Here is a 21,542-nt window from a genome sequence, read left to right on the forward strand (position 1 = left end):
CCGTCCCGGCGGACCGGCACAATGCACTCTCAGGCACTGGCAGTACGGGAAGGCGAGTCGGGGAACCGTGACGACGTCCATCGAAGGCAGGATCGCCGAGGAACTCGGCGTACGGGAGCGGCAGGTCAAGGCGGCCGTGGACTTGCTCGACGGCGGGTCCACCGTGCCGTTCATCGCGCGCTACCGCAAGGAAGCGACCGAGATGCTCGACGACGCGCAGTTGCGCACGCTCGAAGAGCGCCTGCGGTACTTGCGGGAGTTGGAGGACCGGCGGGCGGCGATCCTTGAGTCCGTACGGGAGCAGGGCAAGCTGGACGCGACCTTGGAGGCGCAGATCCGCAGCGCCGACACCAAGGCGCGCTTGGAGGACATCTATCTGCCGTTCAAGCCCAAGCGGCGCACCAAGGCGCAGATCGCCCGCGAGGCGGGGTTGGAGCCCCTGGCTGAGAGACTCCTCGCCGATCCGACCGTGGAGCCGCTGACGGCCGCCGCGCCCTTCGTGGACGCGGACAAGGGCGTCGCCGATCAGGCCGCGGCGCTGGAGGGCGCCCGCTCGATCCTGACGGAGAAGTTCTCGGAGGACGCCGATCTGATCGGTGAGCTGAGGGAACGCATGTGGACGCGGGGCCGGGTGGCCGCGAAGGTGCGCGAGGGCAAGGAGGAGGCCGGAGCGAAGTTCGCCGACTACTTCGACTTCGCGGAACCGTTCACGGAGCTGCCGTCGCACCGGGTGCTGGCCATGCTGCGGGGCGAGAAGGAGGACGTCCTCGACCTCACGTTGGAGCCGGACGCGCCGTCCCAGGAGCCGGGACCCTCCGCCTACGAGAACGCGATCGCGCGTCGCTTCGGCGTCGCCGACCGCGGTCGCCCCGGCGACAAGTGGCTCGCGGACACCGTGCGCTGGGCCTGGCGCACCCGGGTGCTGGTGCACCTCGGCATCGATCTTCGGCTGCGTCTGCGGACGGCCGCCGAGGACGAGGCGGTGCGGGTGTTCGCGGCGAATCTGCGCGATCTGCTGCTCGCCGCACCGGCGGGAACCCGGGCGACGCTGGGGCTCGATCCCGGTTTCCGTACAGGTGTGAAGGTGGCCGTCGTGGATGCGACGGGCAAGGTGGTCGCCACGGACACGATTCATCCACACGTGCCCGCCAACAAGTGGGACCAGGCGCTGGCGCGGCTGGCACAGCTCGCCCGGGAGCACGCGGTCGACCTGGTGGCGATCGGCAACGGCACGGCGTCTCGTGAGACGGACAAGCTCGCGGGTGAACTCATCGCCCGCCACCCCGAGTTGAACCTGACGAAGGTGATGGTCTCGGAGGCGGGGGCATCGGTCTACTCGGCCTCGGCGTTCGCGTCGCAGGAGTTGCCGAGCCTCGATGTGTCGTTGCGGGGTGCCGTCTCGATCGCGCGCCGGTTGCAGGACCCGCTGGCCGAGTTGGTGAAGATCGACCCGAAGTCGATCGGTGTCGGCCAGTACCAGCACGACCTCTCCGAGGTGAAGCTGTCACGCTCGTTGGACACGGTGGTCGAGGACTGTGTGAACGGTGTCGGCGTGGACGTCAACACGGCTTCCGCTCCCCTGCTCTCCCGGGTCTCCGGCATCGGTGCGGGTCTCGCGGAGAACATCGTGGCGCACCGGGACGCCCATGGCCCCTTCCGGTCGCGCAGGTCGCTCAAGGACGTGGCGCGGCTCGGGCCGAAGGCGTACGAGCAGTGCGCGGGCTTCCTGCGGATCCGGGACGGCGAGGACCCGTTGGACGCCTCCAGCGTGCACCCCGAGGCGTATCCCGTGGTGCGTCGCATGGCGAAGACGACCGGTGGCGCGGTCGCGTCGCTGATCGGCAACACGGGTGTGCTGAAGTCGCTGCGGGCCGACGAATTCGTGGATGAGACGTTCGGACTGCCGACGGTGACGGACATCCTGCGGGAGTTGGAGAAGCCCGGTCGGGATCCGAGGCCGGCGTTCCGTACGGCTTCCTTCAAGGAGGGCGTGGAGAAGATCGGCGATCTGGCGCCGGGGATGGTGCTCGAAGGCGTGGTCACCAATGTGGCGGCCTTCGGTGCGTTCGTCGACGTCGGGGTGCACCAGGACGGTCTGGTCCATGTGTCGGCGATGTCCCGGACGTTCGTGAAGGATCCGCGGGAGGTGGCCAAGCCGGGTGACGTCGTCAAGGTGAAGGTCATCGACGTGGACATTCCGCGCAAGCGGATCGCGTTGACGCTGCGGCTCGACGACGAGGCGGCGCCGAAGAAGGCGGAGGGTGGCGGACGCACACCGAGGGATCGAGGCGACCGCAACGACCGCACTGACCGCACTGACCGCGGTGGACGCAACGAACGCGGCCAGCAGCGCCGTCAGCAGGGTGGGCGCGGTGGTGACCGCCAGGTGCCTGCGCCGACGAACAGTGCGATGGCGGACGCGCTGCGCAAGGCGGGGCTGACCGGCCCCGATCGGCGGCGCTGACCCCTTCGATCGCTAAGGACCGTGGGGGTCGGGCTCCCGGCTTCCACGGTCAGCTCTCGGTGATCTTCCCGTCGGCCACCTCGATGCGTCGGGTGGTGCGCACCGCCGCCAGCATCCGGCGGTCGTGGGTCACCAGCAGCAGCGTTCCCTCGTAGCGGTCGAGCGCCGCTTCCAACTGTTCGATGGCGGGCAGGTCGAGGTGGTTGGTCGGCTCGTCGAGGACGAGAAGGTTGACCCCGCGGCACTGGAGCAGCGCGAGTGCGGCGCGGGTGCGCTCGCCGGGTGAGAGGGTCGTCGCCGGGCGCAGTACGTGGTCGGCGGTGAGGCCGAACTTGGCGAGCAGCGTGCGGACGTCTGCCGGTGGGGTGTCCGGAACGGCGGCTCCGAAGGCATCGAGCAGGGTTTCGGGACCATGGAAGAGTGCCCTGGCCTGGTCGACCTCGCCGACGACGACACCGGGGCCGAGTGCGGCATGGCCCGCGTCCAGGGGCAGCCGGCCCAGGAGTGCGGCGAGGAGGGTGGATTTGCCGGAGCCGTTGGCCCCGGTGATGACCACCCGGTCCGCCCAGTCGATCTGGAGCGTGAGCGGCCCGCAGTGGAAGTCGCCGCGGCGGACCTCCGCCTGTTGCAGGGTGGCCACGACCGATCCGGAGCGGGGTGCGGCGGCGATCTCCATCCGCAACTCCCACTCCTTGCGGGGTTCTGCGACCACGTCCAGTCGTTCGATCATGCGTTGTGTCTGGCGTGCCTTGGCCGCCTGCTTCTCGCTGGATTCGCTACGGAACTTCCGTCCGAGCTTGTCGTTGTCACCGGCCTTGCGCCGGGCGTTCTTGACGCCCTTGTCCATCCAGGACCGCTGCATCCGGGCGCGGCCTTCGAGGGCCGCCCGCTTGTCCGCGTACTCGTCGAACTCCTCGCGGGCGTGCCGTCGGGCGGCCTCGCGTTCTTCCAGGTAGGAGTCGTAGCCGCCGCCGTACAGGGTGATGTGGCGTTGGGCGAGGTCGAGTTCCAGGACCTTGGTGACGGTACGGGTGAGGAACTCGCGGTCGTGGCTGACCACGACCGTGCCCGCGCGCAGTTGGCGGACGAAGCCCTCCAACCGTTCCAGGCCCTCCAGGTCGAGGTCGTTCGTCGGTTCGTCGAGGAGGAAGACGTCGTAGCGGGAGAGCAGCAGGGATGCGAGCCCCGCACGGGCCGCCTGGCCGCCGGAGAGTGCGGTCATCGGGAGGTCGAGGACGCATCGGCCGCTCGAGAGCCCGAGGGATGCGGCGATCTCCTCGGCGCGTTCGTCGAGATCGGCACCGCCGAGCGCGAGCCAGCGCTCCAGGCCGGTGGAGTAGGCGTCGTCGGCGCCGGGGGATCCATCGGCGAGTGCCTGTGCGGCCCGGTCCATCTCCTCCTGGGCGGCGGCGACGCCGGTGCGGCGGGCGAGGAATGCGCGCACCGACTCCCCCGGTCGGCGTTCCGGCTCCTGCGGGAGGTGGCCGACCGTCGCGGTCGGCGGGGAGAGGCGCAGCTCGCCCTCCTCGGGCACCTCCAGGCCGGCGAGCAACCGCAGCAGGGTGGACTTGCCCGCGCCGTTGACACCGACGAGCCCGATCACATCGCCGGGCGCGACGACGAGATCGAGGGAGGAGAACAGGGAGCGGGCGCCGTGACCTGCGGCGAGGTCCTTGGCGACGAGGGTGGCAGTCATCAGACGCCGATTCTACGACTCGCCCTCCTGCTGGTGCCCGGCGCCGTTGCCGTCGGCCCTGCGGCTGGGGCGGGGCGAGCCGGTGCGTCACCGCGGGACGGGAGCGACCAGGGCGGTGTCCATCGATCGGGCCACCAGGTAGGACTGCCCCTTGACCGCACGCGGCGACAGTGGAAGACGGTGCTCCCCCACGTCGAGCGGCCCGGTGAAGACGGTCTGCTCGTGGGTGCGGTACAGCCGATCGAGCCGGTACGCCATGACCAGCACCTCGCAGGGCGAGGCCACGGTCAGCAGGGCCTCGCCTTCGCTGACGCTCAGCTCGGTGAGTCTGGGGGCCTCCCACGGTCCGCGGGGGAAGGCTCCCTCGATCTGGGCCACCAGAACGGGGATGACCGGGGCCAGCCCGTCGACGAAGGTGACGTCCGCTCCGGCGGCGGTGAACGCCGCCCGGACGCTGGCGCGCTCCTCGATCCCGACCGCACGGCCGAAGGCGACCACTCCGTAGGTGCGCAGTTCCTCGGCCGGTACCCGGGCGGCGTCGCGGGAGATGTCGGCTCCCACCCCGATGGTGCGCAGGGCGGCGGCGAGTTTGCGCAGCACGGAGGCGCGCGCACCGATCAGCAGGACCCGCCGGCGCGGCGGCCTGGTGGGGGAAGCGGAGGCGTCCGCACTCGTGGCGGCGATCAGTCGCTCCAACTCGGCCCGATAGGTGCCGCCGTGGAAGCGGAACGGCCCGAGCCCTTCGTAGCCCTCGCGTTCCAGATCGGCGTGCTCGGACGTCTGCCAGGCGAAGTCGCGCCAGACGACGTCGTCGCCGTCGCGCTCGATGACGGCCGTGACCGCGCCGCAGCCGAGGTCCGCGCACTCGGGGCAGGCGTAGATGACACAACGGCCGCCCTCCAGGGGTGCGGAGGCGTCGAGGAGCAGGGTGCGTACCTCCGCGGTGAAGATCGCCGGGGGTACGTCGGATGCCAGCGGGGAGACCGCATCGAGATCGCTGAGCTGGAACAGCAGCGGTTGGCCGCCGACGATGAAGTCCATGAAGTCCCGATGCGTCTTGAAGACGCCGCTTGCGAGAACTCCCCCGGCCCGCATCGCCGGTGCCAACCCGAAGGTGGTGTACTCGGCAGACATGCCCTGAGTATCCCCTCGGTCACGCGGTTCACCACGTGGTGGAGCACATTCGCTACCGTCCCTTCATGAACCCTGATGCGGTGGTGGTGGGGGGCGGCGTCAGCGGGCTGATGACCGCAGTGCTCCTGGCGGAGCGGGGGCATCGTGTCCGTGTGTGGACGCGCGACGACATAGCCGGGACGACATCGTCGGTGGCGGGTGCGCTGTGGTGGCCGTATCGGATCGAGCCGAAGGAACTGGTCGCGGCGTGGTCGACGGCGACCTGGGAGCGCATGGTGCGGTGGGCCGGGCACCCGGACCGGACGGGGGTCCGGCTGGTGTCCGGGATCATGGCCGGGACCCGGCTGGAGAAGGTGGACGCCTGGACGCGGTGGGCCGGGGAGCTCAGGGCCGCCGGCCCGGACGAGTTGCCGTCCGGACATCTGGAGGGGGTGTGGGCACGGCTGCCGCTCGTTGACATGCCGGTCCATCTGGCCTGGTTGCGGGAGAGATTGGAGTCGGCCGGCGGTACGGTCGAGTTCCGTCGGGTGCAGCACCTGGACGAAGCAGCGGCGGCGGCACCGTTGGTGGTCAACTGCGCGGGGCTCGGGGCGCGGGAGTTGGCCGGGGACGATGGTCTGCTCGCCGTCCGCGGCCAGGTGGTGTGGGTGGAGAATCCCGGCATCCGGGAGTGGCTGGTTCTGCCGGACGGCGGCCCCGACGGGGGCCCGGAGCAACTCACGTATCTCTTTCCGCAGCCGGGACGGCTGGTCCTGGGCGGCACGGCGCAGGACGGGGACGAGAACGGTGAGCCCGATCCGGCGACGGCACGGGAGATCGTGGCCCGGTGCGCCCGCCACCACCCGGCGATCGCGGACGCCCGGGTACTGGGCCATCGTGTGGGGCTGCGGCCGGCCAGGGCTGCGGGGGTGCGCATCGAGTCGGAACCGCTGGCAGGCGGCGGGCTGTTGGTGCACAACTACGGTCACGGCGGGGCCGGTCTCACCGTCGGTTGGGGGTGTGCGCGGGCGGCCGTGGCCCTCGTACCCCGGCCCTGACGATGTCTGACCCGAGTCCCGGACCGTGGACCAGGTGACACGGGCGCCGCCCCCGGTTCGCCTCGCGAGGGATCAGCGCCGGGTGGTACTGGCCCGTACCCGCAGTTGGCTCGGCACCACGGCCGGACGGTCGACCTGGTGGCCGCCCAGCCGTTTGAGCAGCATGCCGACCGCGGCGCCCGCCTGGTCGGCGGGGCGCAGGTCGATGGCGGTGATGGGCGGATCGGCCTGCTGTGCGAAGCGGTTGTCGATGCCGATCGCCAGCATCACATCGTCGGGGATGCGCACGCCCCGCTCTCGGCAGGCACGGGTCACGCCCTCGCTGTACTGCTCCGCGGAGGCGATCAGCGCGTCCGGGGGCTCGTCGGCGTCGAGGAGGGCGCAGGCGGCACGGTAGGAGTCCGCCTCCAGCCGGTCGACGGAGACATGGGCGACCCGGGGGCGGAGTTCTCGTTCGGCGCACCAGGACTGGTAGGCGTCCTCCCCTTCCAGTGTCCAGGCCCAGGAGGAGCGCGCCGAGAGCAGGGCGATCCTGCGCGCGCCGCCCTGGTGGAGGTGGTCGAGCAGATCGCGCATGTTCTGCTCGTTGTCACCTGAGACATAGAAGGGGCGTTCGGGGCGCTCCGGGTCGCGTTCGATGGAGACCACCGGGATGCCCATGCCCTCCAGCATGTCGATGCGCGGGTCGCTCGCCGCCGGGTCACAGAGCACCACCCCGTCCGGGCCGATCAGCCGCCACTCGTCCTCGGTGCTGATCCGGGGCGTCAGCATCAGGGCGTACCCCTCGCTGAAGGCGGCGCGTGCCGAGCCGGACGCGATCGTCATGTAGTAGTCGAGGCCGATCATGTCGTACTCGTTGCCGCTGACGTCACGGTGCGGCAGGACGAGGGCGATGGTGCCGGTACGGCCGTGGCGGAACGCCTGCGCCACCCGGCTGGGGCGGTAGCCGAGCGCGTGGGCCGTCTGCCGGATCCGCTCGCGGGTCTCCTCGCGGAGCTTGCCCTTGTTGTTGAGCGCATCGGAGACGGTCGTCACCGACACCCCGGCCGCTGCGGCGACATCACGGATCGTCACCCGACCGACCGCGGGCTTGGTCACCTTCACCACGGAATCACCAGATTCACTCGGAGCCCTGCTGGAGACGAGGGCGAATCGCTCGGAACCGACGCGGACGTCGTGGGGCGCGAGGAGCCGCGCATGTATGCATACGGTACGACGGGCGGGGCGGGAGGGGGACGGATGTCGAGGGTCCGATTTCCCGTGCCGGCCCCCGCCCTGCCCGTTGGACGTTCAGCTCGACCTCACCGGCTCGGGTGCCGGTGCGGTCCACATCGTGCCGACGCGGCTGGCCACCACTCGTCCGCCGCGCACCGACCAGCGGGGCCCGGGCTCGTTGCGCAGTGCGTCCGTCTTGGTCGTGGCCGCCAGGACCACGAAGTCGGCGGGGCCACCGGTGCGCAGTTCGTCGTGCGGAACACCGACAGCGCGGGCGGCGTGCTCCGTGATCAGGCGCCAGGCGGTCTCGATGCCCTCGTCGTCCTCGTCGCTGAGCGGGAAGGCGTGCCAGGCCAGCCGGGCGAGATCGAGCGGATCGAGGTTGCCGAAGGGTTCCCAGTTGTCCTGGAGGTTCCCGGTGCCGACCGCCACGGTGACCCCGGCCGCCAGGAGTTCGGCCGCGCGTGAGACACCCCGGTACGGATACGAGCCGGAGAGGTTCGTCGGGCACACCGTCACGGCGATCCGGGCCTCGGCGACCTTGGCGATCACCCGGCGGGCGTCGTCGTCGGGGTAGGTCTCCAGGGCGCCCACGTGGTTGGCGTTGACGAGCCCCTGCATCCCGTGGGCGATGGTGCGTTCGGCGAGGGGTTCGAGCAGCCGCTCGGTGGGGTCGGTGAAGTAGTCGATGTTGATGTCGATGCCGACGCCGAACCGTTCGGCCAGGGCGAAGACCTGGTCGAGGTGGGAGATCTGGTCCTCGTAGGACCGTTCGTTGTTGGGCCAGCCACCGACCCGATGGGCTCCGGAGGCGAGGGCGGCGGCGACGAGGTCGTGGGCGCCCGGGTCCTGGACCAGTCCTTCCTGGGGAAAGGCGGTCACCCTCAGGTCGAGCAGGTCCAGGTGCTTCTCCCGGGCGTCCATGACGCCCTCGAACGAGGTCAGTCCGGTGACGCTGTCGATGTCGGCCTGCCCCGCGACCGTGGCGATGCCCTGGGCGGCTGCCAACTGGAGGAAGTCGCCCGCCCGCCCGGCGACTTCGTCCCGGGTGAAGGTGGCTTTGAGGTCACGCTGCCGCTGCATCAGCGCGGGTCGATCAGTGAGCCGGGCGGGCAGCCCCAGCGGGCCGATGAGGCGGCGGCTGAGTGCCTTGTCGGGATGGCTGTGCGGCTCGGTGAAGGCGGGGGTGAGCAGTCCGCCGCGGGCGACGATCCGTTCCACGGCTGCGATGTCCGTGCCGACGCCGGGACCCAGTGCGGCGATGCGCCCCTCACGGACGACGACGTCGACGATCCGCCCGTCGAGGGTCGCGCCCTCGACGACCAGTTCCGCGGAGGTCGGTGCGGTGGGGTTCTCAGAAGCCGTCACGGTTGATGTCCTTGTAGAGGAGGTACGAGGGGCGGGTGCTCCCGGTCGCGTAGAAGGACTGGGGGCAGTAGGGCGCCATGTAGATGAAGTCGCCGGCCGAGACTTCGACGTGGTCGTCGCCGAGGTAGTAGACACCTTCGCCCTCGGTCATGTAGAGGCCGTGTTCCTGGTGGTGGACCTCGACCATCTGGAACCGGGAACCCACCTCGAACCGCATGAAGTTCATGGCCATGTCGTAGCGCTCGTCGAGCGGGAGCAGTGGGGCGTAGGTGCCGCCGATGGTGTCGTCCGGGTGGTGGGTGACGTCGTCGACGTGTCCGATCACCACCTCCGGGTCGGCGACGCCCGCCACCCGTTCGTAGCGACGCTTGACCCAGAGCACCCGGGAGGCTCCCGGGGTCTCGATGGAGAACTCGGCCCCCTCGGGGAAGAAGGCGAAGCCGCCCGGTGTCAGGGTGGCGGTGTGGGCGTCGGCGCCGATGTGCGCCTCGCCGTCGAGTACGTACAGGAAGTTCTCGAAGCCGGCGCCGAGGGGACGGGTGCTCCGGCCTCCCGGCTCGAACTCCAGCAGGTACTCGCCGAAGCGCGCGGGCAGTGAGCGCGGAGTGGCGAGCGGCATGGCGTTGACGCCGGTCAGATGGGGAAGTGCGTTCTCGACCAGGTTCTCCGGGCACATCAGGGTGTAGGCGGCCCGGACACGGCCTCGGCTGGCGCTGACGTGGTGGACGGTCGGGTTCGTCATGGTCAACTCCTCGGTGGAAGGCTGGGTGTGCGGTACTGGCCGTCGGCGAGGACGGTGAGGCCGTCCGCGTGGACGCTGGGGCGCTCGACGACCATGTCGACGTGGACCGGGGACTCCCAGTCGGCGCCCGTGTAGTCGGGGAAGGGATGGCCGAAGGCGATGTGCACCCCGGGCACGTTCTCGTCGAACAGCAGGTTTCCGGTGATCGCGAACAGGGACCGGTTGGTGCCCAGGGCGAATTCGCCCAGGCGCAGTCCACCGGGGGCCTCGCCGAGCCATGTCCGCAGTCGTACGGCCAACGTTTCGTCGGGGTGGTCGAACGCCACGGCCGAGCCGTCGGCGACCTCGATCAGCAGCGGTTCGGCGAGCAGTCCTGACTCGGCGTTGAAGGGGTAGCCGATGACCGAGACGGCGAGTACTCCCTCGGCGGTGAGCGGGGTGCAGAACACCTCGCCCTGCGGCAGTCTGCCGCCCTGTCCACCGCATTGGTACAGGCCCGTGAAGGGGGTCCAGGGCCGGTCGGGAGCGCAGGTCAGGGAGAGGTCGGTACCGGTGGCGCTGGTGATGCGCGCGGACCGGGTGCCGGTGAGGAGGTCGCGGACCTGGAGGGTGAACCGGGCGACCTCGGTGTAGTCGACGGCCATACCGATGCCGAGGGCGATGTCGTCGAGCGCGGGCATGTGGGCGTGCCGGGCACCGAGGCGTTCAAGGTGTTCCCAGAACGTCGGGTCCCAGGCGAGCAGATCACCGGGGTCGGCCGCCGCGAACACGGTGACGGTCGGACGGTGGGCGTCGAGCGCGCGCCCGATCTCGTGCCGGGCTGCCTCATAGCCCGCGGCGACATCGGGGATGACGGCCACGGAGGCGCTGGTCAGGGTTCTGGCCTGGGCGGCGATGACCTCGGCCAGCGGGCGGGTCGCACGGTCGGTCAGTACGAGCACCCGGTCACCGTCGGTGCAGGCCAGACAGGTGCGCATCAACTCGGCAGCCCCGGCGACCACGTCGGGCAGCCGTGTCGTCGGCGAGCTCATCGCGCCTCCTTCTTCGATGCCGGGGTGGGGGCGACGGGCCCTGCCAGGGGAAGGAACCGTCCCGTCCCCTTGGCGGCGATGACTTCGCCGTCCAGGGCCACGGTCACTCCGCGCACCACCGTGCGAACGACCTTGACCGTGCTGGTGCGACCGTCGTACGGGGACCACTGCTCCGCGGCGTGCTGCTGCTCCGCGGCGCTGACCACCCAGGGGGCGTCGAGGTCGAGCAGGGCGAAGTCGGCGTCCAGACCGACGTCCAGTGACCCCTTGGTCGTCTGCGCACCCACGAGCCGTGCGGGTTCGCTCGTCATCAGCGGCACGATCTCGGTGAGCGCCATACCGCGGGCGATGGCCTCGCTGATGACGAGGGGGACGTACTCCTGGACGCTCTGGATGCCGAAAGGGCAGCCGAAGACATCCTCGTCGGCGATGAGTTTGTCGGCGCGGCCGTAGGGACAGTGGTCGGAGACGATCGCATGGACCTGGCCCGAGCGCACGCGGTCCCACAGCCGTTCCACCTGGTGCGCATCGCGCAGCGGCGGCGCACAGACACCGAATCCGCCCAGGTGGGGCAGTTCCGATGCGGTTAGGAGCAGATGGTGGGCGGTGACTTCGCAGGTCGCATCGAGACCTTCGGCACGGGCCTCGGTGACCAGGTCGATGGATTCGGGCGTGGAGAGGTGGACGAGGTGGACGGCGCAGCCGGTGGACCGGGCCAGCCGCAGGACCTCGCGCACGGCGTTGATCTCCGTGGCGGGTGGGCGGGCCTCCAGCAGGGCGGCGAAGTCGGTGCGGCCCGCGGCCCGTAGGGCGGCTTCGCCGTGGGCGAGCGCGTCCCGGTCCTCCGCGTGCACCAGCACCCGGGCGCCGAGCCGTGCGGCGGTCGCCATTCCGGTGAGCAGATCGGTCTCGGTCGCGGGGGGAAAGTCCATGTCGTTCTCGGGCAGGAACGCCTTGAAACCGGGGGCGCCAAGTCCGTGCTGACCGGCCATCTCGTCCAGCGAGGGCCGGGTGAGGGCGCCCCAGAGGCCGAAGTCGACGACGGCTCCCGTGGCGGCCTGCCGGGTCTTGGCCTCGTAGCGGGCGGCGGTGGTGGTCGGCGGGTCGGAGAAGGGGTGCTCGACGACGAAGGTGACGCCGCCGGCCGCCGCGGACCGCGTTCCGGTGTGGAAGTCGTCCGCCAAGGAGATGCCGGGGACGTCGAAGTGGACATGGAGGTCGATCACACCGGGGATCAGATGCAGTCCGGTGGCATCGATGCGCCGGGGGGCGTCGACGGCGGTGGCCGGTGGGACGATGGCCGACACCCGTCCGTCGCTGACCAGCACGGTGGCGGGGCGAGCGCCCTCCGGGGTGACGACGGTGGCTCCGGTGATCGCGAGGTCGCAGCGGTCGACGGATGCGGCGTTGTGTTGCACGGCTTTTCGACCCGCGTGTGCGCTGGGCAGTCCGGTGACGCGTGCTGCTGCCTTCGTGGGGTCAGCGGCCCGGGGCGTGCGCACGGCGCGCGGAAGGGATGCGGACCCGCCGACCGTGTGGGGGGCGGGGGTGTAGGAGGTCATGGGGCCACCGGTTCCACGATGCGGCTGCCGGTGTCCCGGCGACTCACCACCCGCCCGCGCCGCAGTGTGGTGCGCGCTCCGGGGGTGTTGGCGATGGCCGTGGCCCGGTCGGGCGCGTCGAGCAGCACCAGGTCGGCGTCCTCGCCCACTTCGATGTCACCGCCGCGTCCGCCGAGTGCGACTGCCGCCTGGCCGCTGACCATGTCCCAGACGGTGTCCACCGCTCCCTCGTCGTGGAACCCGGCACCGAGGAAGGTCATCTGCGCCCGATCCAGCGGATCGAGGGTGCCCAGCGGGTACCAGCCGTCGTTCATGTTGTCGCTGCCGGCGGCCACGGTCACTCCGGCGGCCATGAGTTCCTGGGGGCGGGACAGCCCGCGCGGGCCGCCGTCCAGCAGGTTCAGCGGAACGACCACGATCTTGAGGTCGGCCTCGGCGACGGCGGCGATGACCCGGGCCGCGTCGGCGTCCGCGTACACCTCCAGACCACAGCAGTGGCTGGCCAGGACCCGGCCCTGGTAGCCACGGCGAACGGTCTCCTGTGCGATGTACTCCAACATGGTCTCGGTGGCGTCGATCATGCAGTCGGCGTGGATGTCGACGTCCACGTCGAAGCGTTCGGCGAGGTCGAAGATCTCACGGACATTGGCCCGCTGGGCCTCCACGGTGTCTTCGACGTTGGGCCAGCCGCCGATGAGGTCGGCGCCCGATGACAACGCCTCCACCAGCAGACCGCGTGATGCGGGGTCCCGGTCGAGCCCCTCCTGGGGGAAGGCGACGATCTCCACGTCCATCAGATGGGCCACCTGCTCACGGGCGGCCAGCACCCCGTGCAGTCCGCGCAGCCCGGAGTGCGAGTCGACGTCGACATTGGCCCTCAGGGTGGTGACGCCGTTCGCGGACGCCAGTTTCAGCGCCCGCACCGCGCGCTCGGTGACGTCCTCGACGGTGAAGCCGGTCTTGATCAGTCGGGCGCGTTCGAACGAGTCCTTGGCTTCGGCGGGCGCGAGGCTGCGGCTGTACGCCTTGTCCGGGTGGTAGTGGGGCTCGGTGAAGGACCGGGAGACCAGTTTGCCACCGGCGTCCAGGACGTCCGCGGCCTCGGCGGCGATCGAGCCGCTCGGTACGACGGCCATCACCTTGCCATCACGTATGTGCAGGTCAACGGGTTCGTCGCGGCCGTGGACGCGACCGCTTCGGATCAGCAGATCGAGTGCGAAGGACATGGCGCTGTCACCACTCCCATTCATTGGCGGGGACGGGGATGTCGGACGGATGGGCCACCACCGCCGCGAGTCCCGCGCGTAGGGCGGAGACCTGGAGCGCGAGGGACATGCTGGGGCCGTTGTGTCCGATGCGGGCCACGTGTTCCGGGGTGTCGGGCAGATGGACGAAACCGCAGCGGGTGGACAGCCCGGCCCGGGCGGTCAGATGCAGTGCGGTGTACATGACGGCGTTGCAACCGTGGGTGGAGGCCGAGTTGGAGATCAGCGCGGGCACTCCGGCCTCGCGCATCGCCGTGGCCATGGCCTTGATGGGCAGGGTGGCGAGGTAGGCGGCCGGCCCGTCGGCGTAGAGCGGTTCACCGGCGGGTCTGCGCCCGTCCTCGGCGAACTGGAAGTCCTCCACGTTGACCGCGGTGCGCTCCACGGTGACGGTGGTCCGTCCCGAGAAGACACCGCACGAGATCACCGCGGCGGGCGGCTCGTCCGTGCGCAGCAGCGGCAGGAGGGCTTCCTCCGGGCGCTCACCCCACAGGAGGCTGCGGCCGACCACCCGGTGGCCGTCGATCTCCTCGCCGTCGAGGGCGAGGGCGACGGCGGAGCTTGGGTTGGCGGCGTAGTGCAGCTCGGTCCGGGAGGCCAGGGTGCCGAAGGCGCCGTTCCCGGTCACCAGAATCCAGGGCAGGGTCATCACACATCTTCCGATGGATGGAATGCTCAGATCGTCAGGCGGAAGACCAAACAGCCGCCATGGCTCAGCATCATGGCGCACGAAGGACAGAAAAGAAACGTTTCTTTTTCTCAAAGAAACGTTTCTTTGAGAGTCTTGACCCCGCGAATCCACGGGTGTTAACTGCCGCACAACAAGCCGAGCACGATGGCTCCGCAGCGCAGCCGAGACGTTGGTGATACCCCCGCCGGGATGGCTCCTCCGCTGCCCGAATCTCCCCTTGCCCTTCGCTGTTGCCCTGCCCTGCGTGACCCCGATCCCTCGCGGAGGTACTCCACTTGAACGCCCTCCCCGTCCCGTCAGGGACCAGACGTCTCACCGTCGCCCTGGTCGTTGGGACACTGGCGCTGACCGCCTGCTCCGGCGTCAGCCAGGACAAGAAGCCCGCAGGCCAAAAGGGGCTCACCGTCACCGAGGTGACCCCCAAGTCGTCCGGTCCGCTGGACCGGGTCACCTGGGCGGTCTCCGCCGAGCCCTCCTCGTTCGACTGGATCTACAACGCCAGCTTCGAGACCGGCCAGATCATGGCGAACGTCTGCGAGGGGCTGATGCGGCTCGCCCCCGACATGTCGGTCGAGCCCGCACTGGCCGAGTCCTTCACCAACCCGACCCCGACGACCTGGGTGTACCGGGTCCGCTCGGGAGTGACCTTCCACGACGGCACGGCGCTCACCGCGGAAGACGTGGCCTTCAGCCTGAACCGCAATCTGGACACCAAAGCGGGGTCCTTCTGGTCGGGCGCCTACGAAAACGTTTCTTCAGTGAAGGCAACGGGCCCACTGGAAGTCACCGTCACACTGAAGCAGCCGGACGCCCTCTTCAACTCGTACATGAGCAGCCCCGCGGGCATCGTCGGCAGCAAGGCGACGGTCACGGCCAAGGGCAAGGCGTACGGAACGCCCGACGGCGGTGTGAACTGCGTCGGCCCCTTCTCCCTCAGCAAGTGGGACAAGGGCCAGTCGATGACGCTCAAGCGGGATGACAACTACTTCGACCCCCGGCACAAGGCCAAGTCCGCCGAGGTCGTCTTCCGGTTCGTCCGCGACCCCGCCGCCATGGTCAACGGATTGCTCTCCGACTCCATCGACGGCAGTTGGTTCCTGCCGCCGTCCGCACTCAAGCGACTGTCGTCCAGTGGCAAGGGAACGGTCTACTACGGCAAGTCCACCCAGGGCTTCAACGCCATCGTGATGGACAGCAAGGGGCCGCTGCGCGATGTGCGCATCCGGCAGGCGCTCTCCATGGCGATCGACCGCAAGGGGATCATCGACGCGGTGATCAACGGTGCCGGCGAGCCGCAGAAGGCGCCCGCCGTCCCCGGCTCCTGGGGCTACGCACCCGAGAAGTACAAGTCGGCGTGGGATGCACTCAAGGTCACCGAGCGCGATCTCGAAGCGGCGAAGAAGCTGGTCACCGAGGCCGGCGCACCGACCGAGCCCATCGTCGTCGCGACGACCAGCGCCGAGGCGGAGGTCCCGGTGATCGGCGCGGAGATCCAGTCCGCGGCCAAGAAGATCGGCCTCGACGTCCAGATCAAGTCCATCCCCGCCGACCAGTACAACGGTGTGTACACGGACAAGAAGGCACGCGAGGGCATCGACCTCTATCTGACCGGATGGGGCACCGACTTCGCCGATCCGCTCCAGATGTACCAGTACTTCCAGACCGATCACTTCTACAACTTCTCGGGCTTCTCCGACCCGAAGTACGACGACCTCATCGTCCGCGCCGGCAAGACGCAGGACCCCGCACAACGCGCTGACCTGGTCACCCAGGCACAACAGATCGTGGTCGACGAGTTGGCGTGGATCCCGCTCTACGCCCCGTACAACACGCTCTTCCTCAACAAGCGGCTCACCGGCACCCCCGCCTCCTACATGCAACTGCACTACCCGTGGGCGGCACACCTGGGAGCGTCCTCATGAGCGACGCGCTGAGCGGTGCGCTCAGGATGATCGCCAAGCGGGTCTCGGCCCTGGCCCTGTTGATGCTCACCACCTCGTTCATCGTCTTCTCGGCGATGTACCTGGCGCCCGGCTCGCCGGAGTCGTTCCTCGCCCGGGGCAACTCGGTGACCGCGGACACCCTCCAGGCCATCCGGGACCAGTACCGGCTGGACGACCCGTTCTTCGAGCGGTACCTGTCCTGGCTCGGTGGGCTGGTGACCGGGGACTTCGGCCAGTCCTTGCAGTTCCGCCAGCCCGTGGACGACCTGATCGCCTCCCGGATCACCACCACGGGCACCCTGGTCGCCTATGCCTCCGTGTTGATCCTCGCGTCCGGCATCGTCATCGGTGTGATCGCGGCGGTGAAGCGCGGCAAGGTCGACAGCGCGGCGATCATCGGCACCACGGTCGCCATGGGTACGCCGTCGTTCGTGGTGGCGATCGGTCTGACCTCGCTGTTCGCCGTCACCCTCGGCTGGTTCCCCGCCTTCGGCGCGGGTGAGGGGTTCTTCAACAGGATCTGGCACCTCACCCTGCCGGCGGTCGCCCTCGCGCTCTCCTCCGCCGCACTCGTGGCCCGCGCCACCCGCTCGTCCATGCTCGCCGAGATGGGCAAGGAGTACGTGGAGACCGCCCGGGTCCGGGGCATTCCCGAGGGGCGCATCATCTGGCGGCACGCATTCCGCAATGCGATGGTGCCCGTCGTCACCCTCGCCGGCCTGGTGGTCTCCGGTCTGCTGGTGACCACGACGCTCGTGGAGACGGCCTTCGGACTCAACGGGATGGGCTCGCTGCTGGTGCAGTCGGTCAACGCCAAGGACTTCCCCGTCACCCAGGCCATTGTGTTGATCATCGTCGGGGTCTTCGCCCTCTGCAATCTGCTGGTCGATCTCCTCTATCCGCTGGTGGACCCGCGGGTGCGCGGAAAGGTAGGTGCCTGATGGCGGTCATGACCGAACCCGCCCTCGTCCGGCGCCGGGGCTTCGGCCGACGGCTCGGCGGCAACAAAACGGTCGCCCTGTCCATCGGGGTGCTGGCGGTCTTCGTCCTCACGGCGCTGTTCGCCCCCTGGCTCGCACCGCACGATCCCAATGCGGTGTCCCTCGCCAACAGCCTCCAGGGGACGTCCGCCGACCACCTCCTCGGCACCGACCAGTCCGGACGCGATGTGCTGTCCCGACTGATCTACGGCGCCCGCAGCTCCCTGCTCGGTCCGCTCGGTGTGGTCGTCGGCGCGACCCTGCTCGGCGTCACCATCGGTGTGGTGGCCGCCTGGCGCGGCGGCTGGGTCGACGCGGCCCTCTCCCGGGCCATTGAGTTGATCTTCGCCTTCCCCGGTGTGCTGCTCGCGATCCTGCTGGTCTCGGTGCTCAGCGCCGGACTGAAGGCGACCGTGCTCGCCCTGGCCATCGCCTACACCCCCTACATGGCCCGAATGACGCGCAGTGCCGCACTCAGCGAACGGCACCGCCCGTACATCCGCGCCCTGGAGATCCAGGGGTTCCCCGCGGTGGGCATCATCGTCCGGCACCTGTTGCCCAACATCGCGCCGATGGTCCTGGCACAGGCGTCGCTCTGCTTCGGCTACGCCATGATCGACCTCGCCGGTCTCTCCTTCCTCGGCTTCGGCGTCCAACCGCCCCAGGCCGACTGGGGCGCCATGATCTCCGAAGGTCAAGTCGCCCTCCTCCAGGGCGCGCCGCTGTCGGCACTCGCCCCGGGCGTCCTCATCGTGGTCGCCGTCGTGTGCTTCAGCCTGATCGGCGAGGGTGTCGCCGACCGCATCAGAAGGGCGGACCGATGACCACCCCCATGCTCACGGTGGAGGACCTCACGCTCGCGGTCCGCCGCGGCGACGACAGCAAGCCGATCCTGGCGTCGGTGTCCCTCAGTTGCGCCCGCGGGGAGATCGTGGGGCTGGTCGGCGAATCCGGCTCGGGCAAGTCGATGACCCTGCGCACGGCGGTGGGCCTCACCCCGGCGGGCTCGGACGTCAGCGGTCGGGTGACGGTCTCGGGACAGGACGTGCTCAACGCGTCGGGCAAGGAGTTGACGAAGCTCCGGTCCCGTACGGCGTCGATGATCTTCCAGGACCCGCGGGCGCACATCAATCCGTTCCAGCGCATCGGCACCTTCCTCGCCGAGGGCCTACGCATCCACCAGCGCCTCTCCAAGACGGCAGCCGCCCGTACCGCACAGGGGCTGCTCGAAGAGGTCGGACTGCCCGATCCCGCCCGGCACATGCGCCAGTACCCGCACGAACTCTCGGGCGGGATGCTCCAGCGGGTGATGATCGCCGCGGCCCTGGCGAGCGAACCGGAACTGCTGCTCGCGGACGAGCCGACCACCGCGCTCGACGTGACCACCCAGGCCGAGATCGTGTCGATCCTGCTGCGGCTGCGCCGTGAGCGTGGGCTGTCGATCGTGCTGGTCACCCACGACCTCGATCTCGCGGTGTCCGCCTGTGACCGCATCCATGTGATGTACGCGGGCTCCATCGTGGAGTCCGCGTCCGCCACCGAGCTCGCCCGGGCCCCTCGTCACCCGTACACGGCGGCCCTCTTCGCCGCCCGGCCCGCACCCGACCGCAGTGAACTCCAGGCGGTTTCGGGCCGGCCGTTGGGACTGTACGAGGTCAAGGGCGGGTGCGCGTTCGCCCCCCGCTGCCCGAAGGTGATCGACCTCTGCCGGGAGACGGCCCCCGAGCCGCGCCCGGTCGACGGACACCTGGTGAGCTGCCATCGGACGACCCCACCGCCGCTCGACCGGTCGAGCGTGCTCACGAAGGGAGAGCGGCCGTGACCGCGACCCACCCCGTCACCCGGGTCGAGAAGTTGCGCAAGACCTATGACCACGGCAAGGTCGTCGCCGTCAACGACGTGTCCTTCGAGGTGCCCGTCGGTGGATCGCTCGGCATCGTCGGCGAGTCCGGGTCCGGCAAGACGACCACGGCCAGGTTGATCGTCGGTCTGGAGGCGCCCGACTCGGGCCGTATCTTCTTCGACGGCCAGGAGATCGGCGCCGGAAGCTCACGCAAGGTCCGCCGACAGCGGGCCCGGACCGTCCAACTCGTCTTCCAGGACCCGTACCAGAGCCTCGACCCCCGGCAGACGGTCGGCGACGCCATCGACGAGGTGATGCGACTGCACACCGACTTGCAGGGCGGCGACTTCGACGCCCGGCGCACCGAACTCCTGGACCAGGTGGGGCTGGGCGTGCGGGAGGCCGCCGCCCTTCCGCGGGAACTGTCCGGAGGGCAGCGACAGCGGGTGGCGATCGCCCGTGCCCTGGCCGCCAACCCCAAACTGCTGGTGCTGGACGAGGCGGTCGCCGCGCTCGACGTGTCGATCCAGGCACAGATCCTCAATCTGCTCTCCGAGATCCGGCGCGAGACCGGAGTGGCGCTGATCTTCGTCAGCCATGACCTCGAAGTCGTGCGATGGGTCGCGGACGATGTGGTCGTGATGTTCCGCGGCTCGGTGATCGAGAGCGGATCGACGGCCGACGTACTGGAACACCCCGAACACCCTTACACCCGGCTCCTGCTGTCCAGCGTTCCACGCCTGGGCTGGGACCCCGCCCTTGTGTCGCAGGCGCGACGCGAATTCCTCGCCACCCAGTGACTCACGCCTGCCTCATGGAGGAAGCCATGCCCCGCACCACGCGCACCACGGTCCTCGCCGCACTCACCGTCGTCACGGCCCTGACGCTCTCCGCCTGTAGCGGTGTGGAGAAGGCAGGCGGCAAGCAGTCGAGCAAGCCCGAGCTCACCACCGCACTGCCCGCAGCCAAGGGCGATGTGGACGGCCTCAGATGGGCGCTGTACGCCGAGCCGTCGTCCCTGGACCCGATCTACAGCAATGACTTCCCACCGATGGAAGTGCTCGCCAACGTCTGCGAGAGCCTGCTGAGGATCGACCCCGACTTCACCTTCAAGCCCTCGCTCGCCACCTCCTGGACCACGCCTGACCCGCTGACCTGGGTCTATCAACTGCGGGACGGGGTGACCCTGCACAGCGGGGCCACCATGACCGCCGAGGACGTCGCCTACAGCCTCGGCCGCAACCTCGACAAGTCCCTCGGCTCGTACCACGACGCCGTCTACAAGAACGTCGCGTCGATCAAGGCGACCGGCCCGTCCCAGATCACCGTGCGGCTGAAGACGCCGGACGCCCAGTTCAACCAGGCGATGGCGACGCCCGCCGGTCGGGTCATCGGGCAGAGTGCGGCCAAGAAGGCCGGCAAGAAACTCGGTCGCCCCGACGGCGGAGTCGACTGCACCGGTCCGTTCCGGCTGGCCACCTGGTCGGCAGGAAAGTCCATCACCATCAACCGCTTCGACGGCTACTGGGACCAGGCGCGCAAGGCCAAGGCCGCGAAGGTGGAGTTCGAGTTCATCCGCGACCCGGCGGCGCGCACCACCGCCATGCTCTCGGGCGAACTGGACGGCTCCTGGTTCGTGCCCGCATCGGGCTATGCGAAGCTCCGCGCCACCGATAAGGGATCACTCCACTTCGGTCGTACGTCGGGCAGTTACGTCGGCATGGTGACCGACCTCAAGGGCCCGCTCGCCGATGCGAAGATCCGCAGGGCGCTCTCCCTGGCCGTCGACCGGCAAGGCATCATCTCGGCGGCCGTGTCCGGCGCGGCGGAGCCCCTCAAGGCACCCACCGCTCCCGGGACCTGGGGCTACGCCCAGCAGGAGCTGAAGGCCGCCTACGACGCACTGCCCGATCCGAACGGTTCGGTCGACGAGGCCAAGAAGCTCGTCAAGGAGGCCGGAGCACCCTCCGAGCCCATCACCATCGCCGTGACCGGTTCCCAGTCCGAGATGCCGATCATCGGTACGGAGGTCAAGCGGGCGGGCGAGTCGATCGGTCTCAAGGTCGACATCAAGACCCTGCCGGCCGACAACTACAACGCCCTGTACAGCGATGCCAAGGCGCGTGAGGGCATCGACATGCTGTTCTCGCTGTGGCAGGCGGACTATCCGGACCCGACGGCCCTCTACCAGTACCTCCAGTCGGGCGACACCTTCAACTTCGCCCAGTGGTCGGACCCGACCTTCGACAAGCTCATCGACGAGGCGAAGGCCGCCGCCGACACCACCGAGCGCGCGAAGCTCATCACCCAGGCGCAGAAGATAGCCGTCGAGCAGGGCATCTGGATGCCGCTGTACTCGCCGTTCAACCCCGTCTTCCTGAAGAAGGGGCTGACCGGGGCGCCAATCTCCTCGGTCCAGCTCACCTATCCCTGGGCGGCCGACATCGGCAGCGCCCAGTAGGGCCACGCCGGGGGCGTGGGAGCGGGGGGATGGGCCCCCGCTCAGGGGCGAGGGCTCCCGGACCGTTCGCGGTCCGGGAGCCCTCATCCGTGTGTGCCGCGGTGGCGCGC

At 69.7% G+C, this 21,542-nt stretch carries 17 protein-coding genes; 8 read left to right on the plus strand and 9 right to left on the minus strand.

The features are described from left to right. Window positions 1-67 precede the first annotated feature (67 nt). Window positions 68-2,464 (plus strand): Tex family protein, encoded by a 2,397-nt coding sequence (locus tag ACFXJL_RS19745; protein ID WP_384633619.1) that lies wholly within the window; start codon window positions 68-70, stop codon window positions 2,462-2,464. Between the two features lie 49 nt (window positions 2,465-2,513). Here the strand turns inward: ACFXJL_RS19745 and ACFXJL_RS19750 are convergent, their stop codons facing one another. Both ACFXJL_RS19750 and ACFXJL_RS19755 read right to left on the minus strand, forming a co-directional pair. After that, a complete protein-coding gene (locus ACFXJL_RS19750; protein ID WP_358879293.1) occupies window positions 2,514-4,160 on the minus strand; it encodes an ABC-F family ATP-binding cassette domain-containing protein in 1,647 nt (548 codons plus the stop codon). An 87-nt stretch (window positions 4,161-4,247) separates the two neighbouring features. Continuing rightward, window positions 4,248-5,294, minus strand: coding sequence for an oxidoreductase (locus ACFXJL_RS19755; RefSeq protein WP_384694109.1), 1,047 nt, complete (start codon window positions 5,292-5,294; stop codon window positions 4,248-4,250). Window positions 5,295-5,359: 65 nt separating this feature from the next. Here ACFXJL_RS19755 and ACFXJL_RS19760 point away from each other — a divergent pair, with 65 nt between their 5' ends. Beyond that, complete coding sequence (locus ACFXJL_RS19760; protein ID WP_384694111.1) at window positions 5,360-6,331, plus strand: FAD-dependent oxidoreductase; 972 nt, start codon at window positions 5,360-5,362, stop codon at window positions 6,329-6,331. Between the two features lie 72 nt (window positions 6,332-6,403). Here the strand turns inward: ACFXJL_RS19760 and ACFXJL_RS19765 are convergent, their stop codons facing one another. The 7 genes from ACFXJL_RS19765 to ACFXJL_RS19795 form a co-directional block, all read right to left on the minus strand. Next, window positions 6,404-7,429: a LacI family DNA-binding transcriptional regulator gene (locus ACFXJL_RS19765; RefSeq protein WP_384633610.1), complete on the minus strand. Its 1,026-nt coding sequence runs from the start codon at window positions 7,427-7,429 to the stop codon at window positions 6,404-6,406. Window positions 7,430-7,621: 192 nt separating this feature from the next. Further along, window positions 7,622-8,914, minus strand: coding sequence for an amidohydrolase family protein (locus tag ACFXJL_RS19770; protein ID WP_384694114.1), 1,293 nt, complete (start codon window positions 8,912-8,914; stop codon window positions 7,622-7,624). Next, window positions 8,901-9,656, minus strand: a complete 756-nt coding sequence (gene allE / locus ACFXJL_RS19775; RefSeq protein WP_384694117.1) for a (S)-ureidoglycine aminohydrolase — start codon at window positions 9,654-9,656, stop codon at window positions 8,901-8,903. Before allE ends, ACFXJL_RS19770 begins: the two co-directional genes overlap by 14 nt. Window positions 9,657-9,658: 2 nt before the next feature. Further along, complete coding sequence (locus ACFXJL_RS19780) at window positions 9,659-10,687, minus strand: aminopeptidase (RefSeq protein ID WP_384694120.1); 1,029 nt, start codon at window positions 10,685-10,687, stop codon at window positions 9,659-9,661. Beyond that, window positions 10,684-12,249, minus strand: coding sequence for an allantoinase AllB (gene allB, locus ACFXJL_RS19785; RefSeq protein ID WP_384694123.1), 1,566 nt, complete (start codon window positions 12,247-12,249; stop codon window positions 10,684-10,686). Before allB ends, ACFXJL_RS19780 begins: the two co-directional genes overlap by 4 nt. Further along, complete coding sequence (locus tag ACFXJL_RS19790; RefSeq protein WP_384694126.1) at window positions 12,246-13,475, minus strand: amidohydrolase family protein; 1,230 nt, start codon at window positions 13,473-13,475, stop codon at window positions 12,246-12,248. The genes allB and ACFXJL_RS19790 overlap by 4 nt, the downstream gene beginning before the upstream one ends. Before the next feature lie 7 nt (window positions 13,476-13,482). Then, window positions 13,483-14,163, minus strand: a complete 681-nt coding sequence (locus ACFXJL_RS19795; protein WP_358879302.1) for a pyroglutamyl-peptidase I — start codon at window positions 14,161-14,163, stop codon at window positions 13,483-13,485. Between the two features lie 317 nt (window positions 14,164-14,480). Between ACFXJL_RS19795 and ACFXJL_RS19800 the strand changes: the two genes are divergently transcribed. From ACFXJL_RS19800 to ACFXJL_RS19825, 6 genes are read left to right on the plus strand one after another with little or no spacing between them, the layout of a single operon-like run. Next, on the plus strand, window positions 14,481-16,127 hold the full coding sequence (locus ACFXJL_RS19800) for an ABC transporter substrate-binding protein (RefSeq protein WP_384694129.1): 1,647 nt from the start codon (window positions 14,481-14,483) through the stop codon (window positions 16,125-16,127). Continuing rightward, window positions 16,124-17,089 (plus strand): ABC transporter permease, encoded by a 966-nt coding sequence (locus ACFXJL_RS19805; protein WP_329025043.1) that lies wholly within the window; start codon window positions 16,124-16,126, stop codon window positions 17,087-17,089. The genes ACFXJL_RS19800 and ACFXJL_RS19805 overlap by 4 nt, the downstream gene beginning before the upstream one ends. Next, window positions 17,089-17,952 carry an ABC transporter permease gene (locus ACFXJL_RS19810; RefSeq protein WP_384633595.1) on the plus strand — a complete coding sequence of 288 codons (864 nt, stop codon included), beginning with the start codon at window positions 17,089-17,091 and terminating at the stop codon, window positions 17,950-17,952. The genes ACFXJL_RS19805 and ACFXJL_RS19810 overlap by 1 nt, the downstream gene beginning before the upstream one ends. Next, window positions 17,949-18,950, plus strand: coding sequence for an ABC transporter ATP-binding protein (locus ACFXJL_RS19815; protein WP_358879305.1), 1,002 nt, complete (start codon window positions 17,949-17,951; stop codon window positions 18,948-18,950). The genes ACFXJL_RS19810 and ACFXJL_RS19815 overlap by 4 nt, the downstream gene beginning before the upstream one ends. Continuing rightward, the gene (locus ACFXJL_RS19820) at window positions 18,947-19,771 is read left to right on the plus strand and encodes an ATP-binding cassette domain-containing protein (protein WP_329025040.1); all 825 of its coding nucleotides are present in this window, start codon (window positions 18,947-18,949) and stop codon (window positions 19,769-19,771) included. Before ACFXJL_RS19815 ends, ACFXJL_RS19820 begins: the two co-directional genes overlap by 4 nt. Before the next feature lie 26 nt (window positions 19,772-19,797). Next, window positions 19,798-21,432, plus strand: a complete 1,635-nt coding sequence (locus ACFXJL_RS19825; protein ID WP_384633586.1) for an ABC transporter substrate-binding protein — start codon at window positions 19,798-19,800, stop codon at window positions 21,430-21,432. Window positions 21,433-21,542: the final 110 nt, after the last annotated feature.

The sequence above is a fragment of the Streptomyces sp. NPDC059256 genome, from assembly GCF_042753785.1.
Taxonomy (GTDB): Bacteria; Actinomycetota; Actinomycetes; order Streptomycetales; family Streptomycetaceae; genus Streptomyces.

Excerpts from the sequence above, each read along its gene's own strand:
- ACFXJL_RS19750 (WP_358879293.1), bottom strand. The coding sequence starts at position 4,160 with ATGACTGCCACCCTCGTCGCCAAGGACCTCGCCGCAGGTCACGGCGCC.
- ACFXJL_RS19755 (WP_384694109.1), bottom strand. The coding sequence starts at position 5,294 with ATGTCTGCCGAGTACACCACCTTCGGGTTGGCACCGGCGATGCGGGCC.
- ACFXJL_RS19760 (WP_384694111.1), top strand. The coding sequence starts at position 5,360 with ATGAACCCTGATGCGGTGGTGGTGGGGGGCGGCGTCAGCGGGCTGATG.
- allE (WP_384694117.1), bottom strand. The coding sequence starts at position 9,656 with ATGACGAACCCGACCGTCCACCACGTCAGCGCCAGCCGAGGCCGTGTC.
- ACFXJL_RS19780 (WP_384694120.1), bottom strand. The coding sequence starts at position 10,687 with ATGAGCTCGCCGACGACACGGCTGCCCGACGTGGTCGCCGGGGCTGCC.
- allB (WP_384694123.1), bottom strand. The coding sequence starts at position 12,249 with ATGACCTCCTACACCCCCGCCCCCCACACGGTCGGCGGGTCCGCATCC.
- ACFXJL_RS19790 (WP_384694126.1), bottom strand. The coding sequence starts at position 13,475 with ATGTCCTTCGCACTCGATCTGCTGATCCGAAGCGGTCGCGTCCACGGC.
- ACFXJL_RS19795 (WP_358879302.1), bottom strand. The coding sequence starts at position 14,163 with ATGACCCTGCCCTGGATTCTGGTGACCGGGAACGGCGCCTTCGGCACC.
- ACFXJL_RS19805 (WP_329025043.1), top strand. The coding sequence starts at position 16,124 with ATGAGCGACGCGCTGAGCGGTGCGCTCAGGATGATCGCCAAGCGGGTC.
- ACFXJL_RS19810 (WP_384633595.1), top strand. The coding sequence starts at position 17,089 with ATGGCGGTCATGACCGAACCCGCCCTCGTCCGGCGCCGGGGCTTCGGC.
- ACFXJL_RS19815 (WP_358879305.1), top strand. The coding sequence starts at position 17,949 with ATGACCACCCCCATGCTCACGGTGGAGGACCTCACGCTCGCGGTCCGC.
- ACFXJL_RS19825 (WP_384633586.1), top strand. The coding sequence starts at position 19,798 with ATGCCCCGCACCACGCGCACCACGGTCCTCGCCGCACTCACCGTCGTC.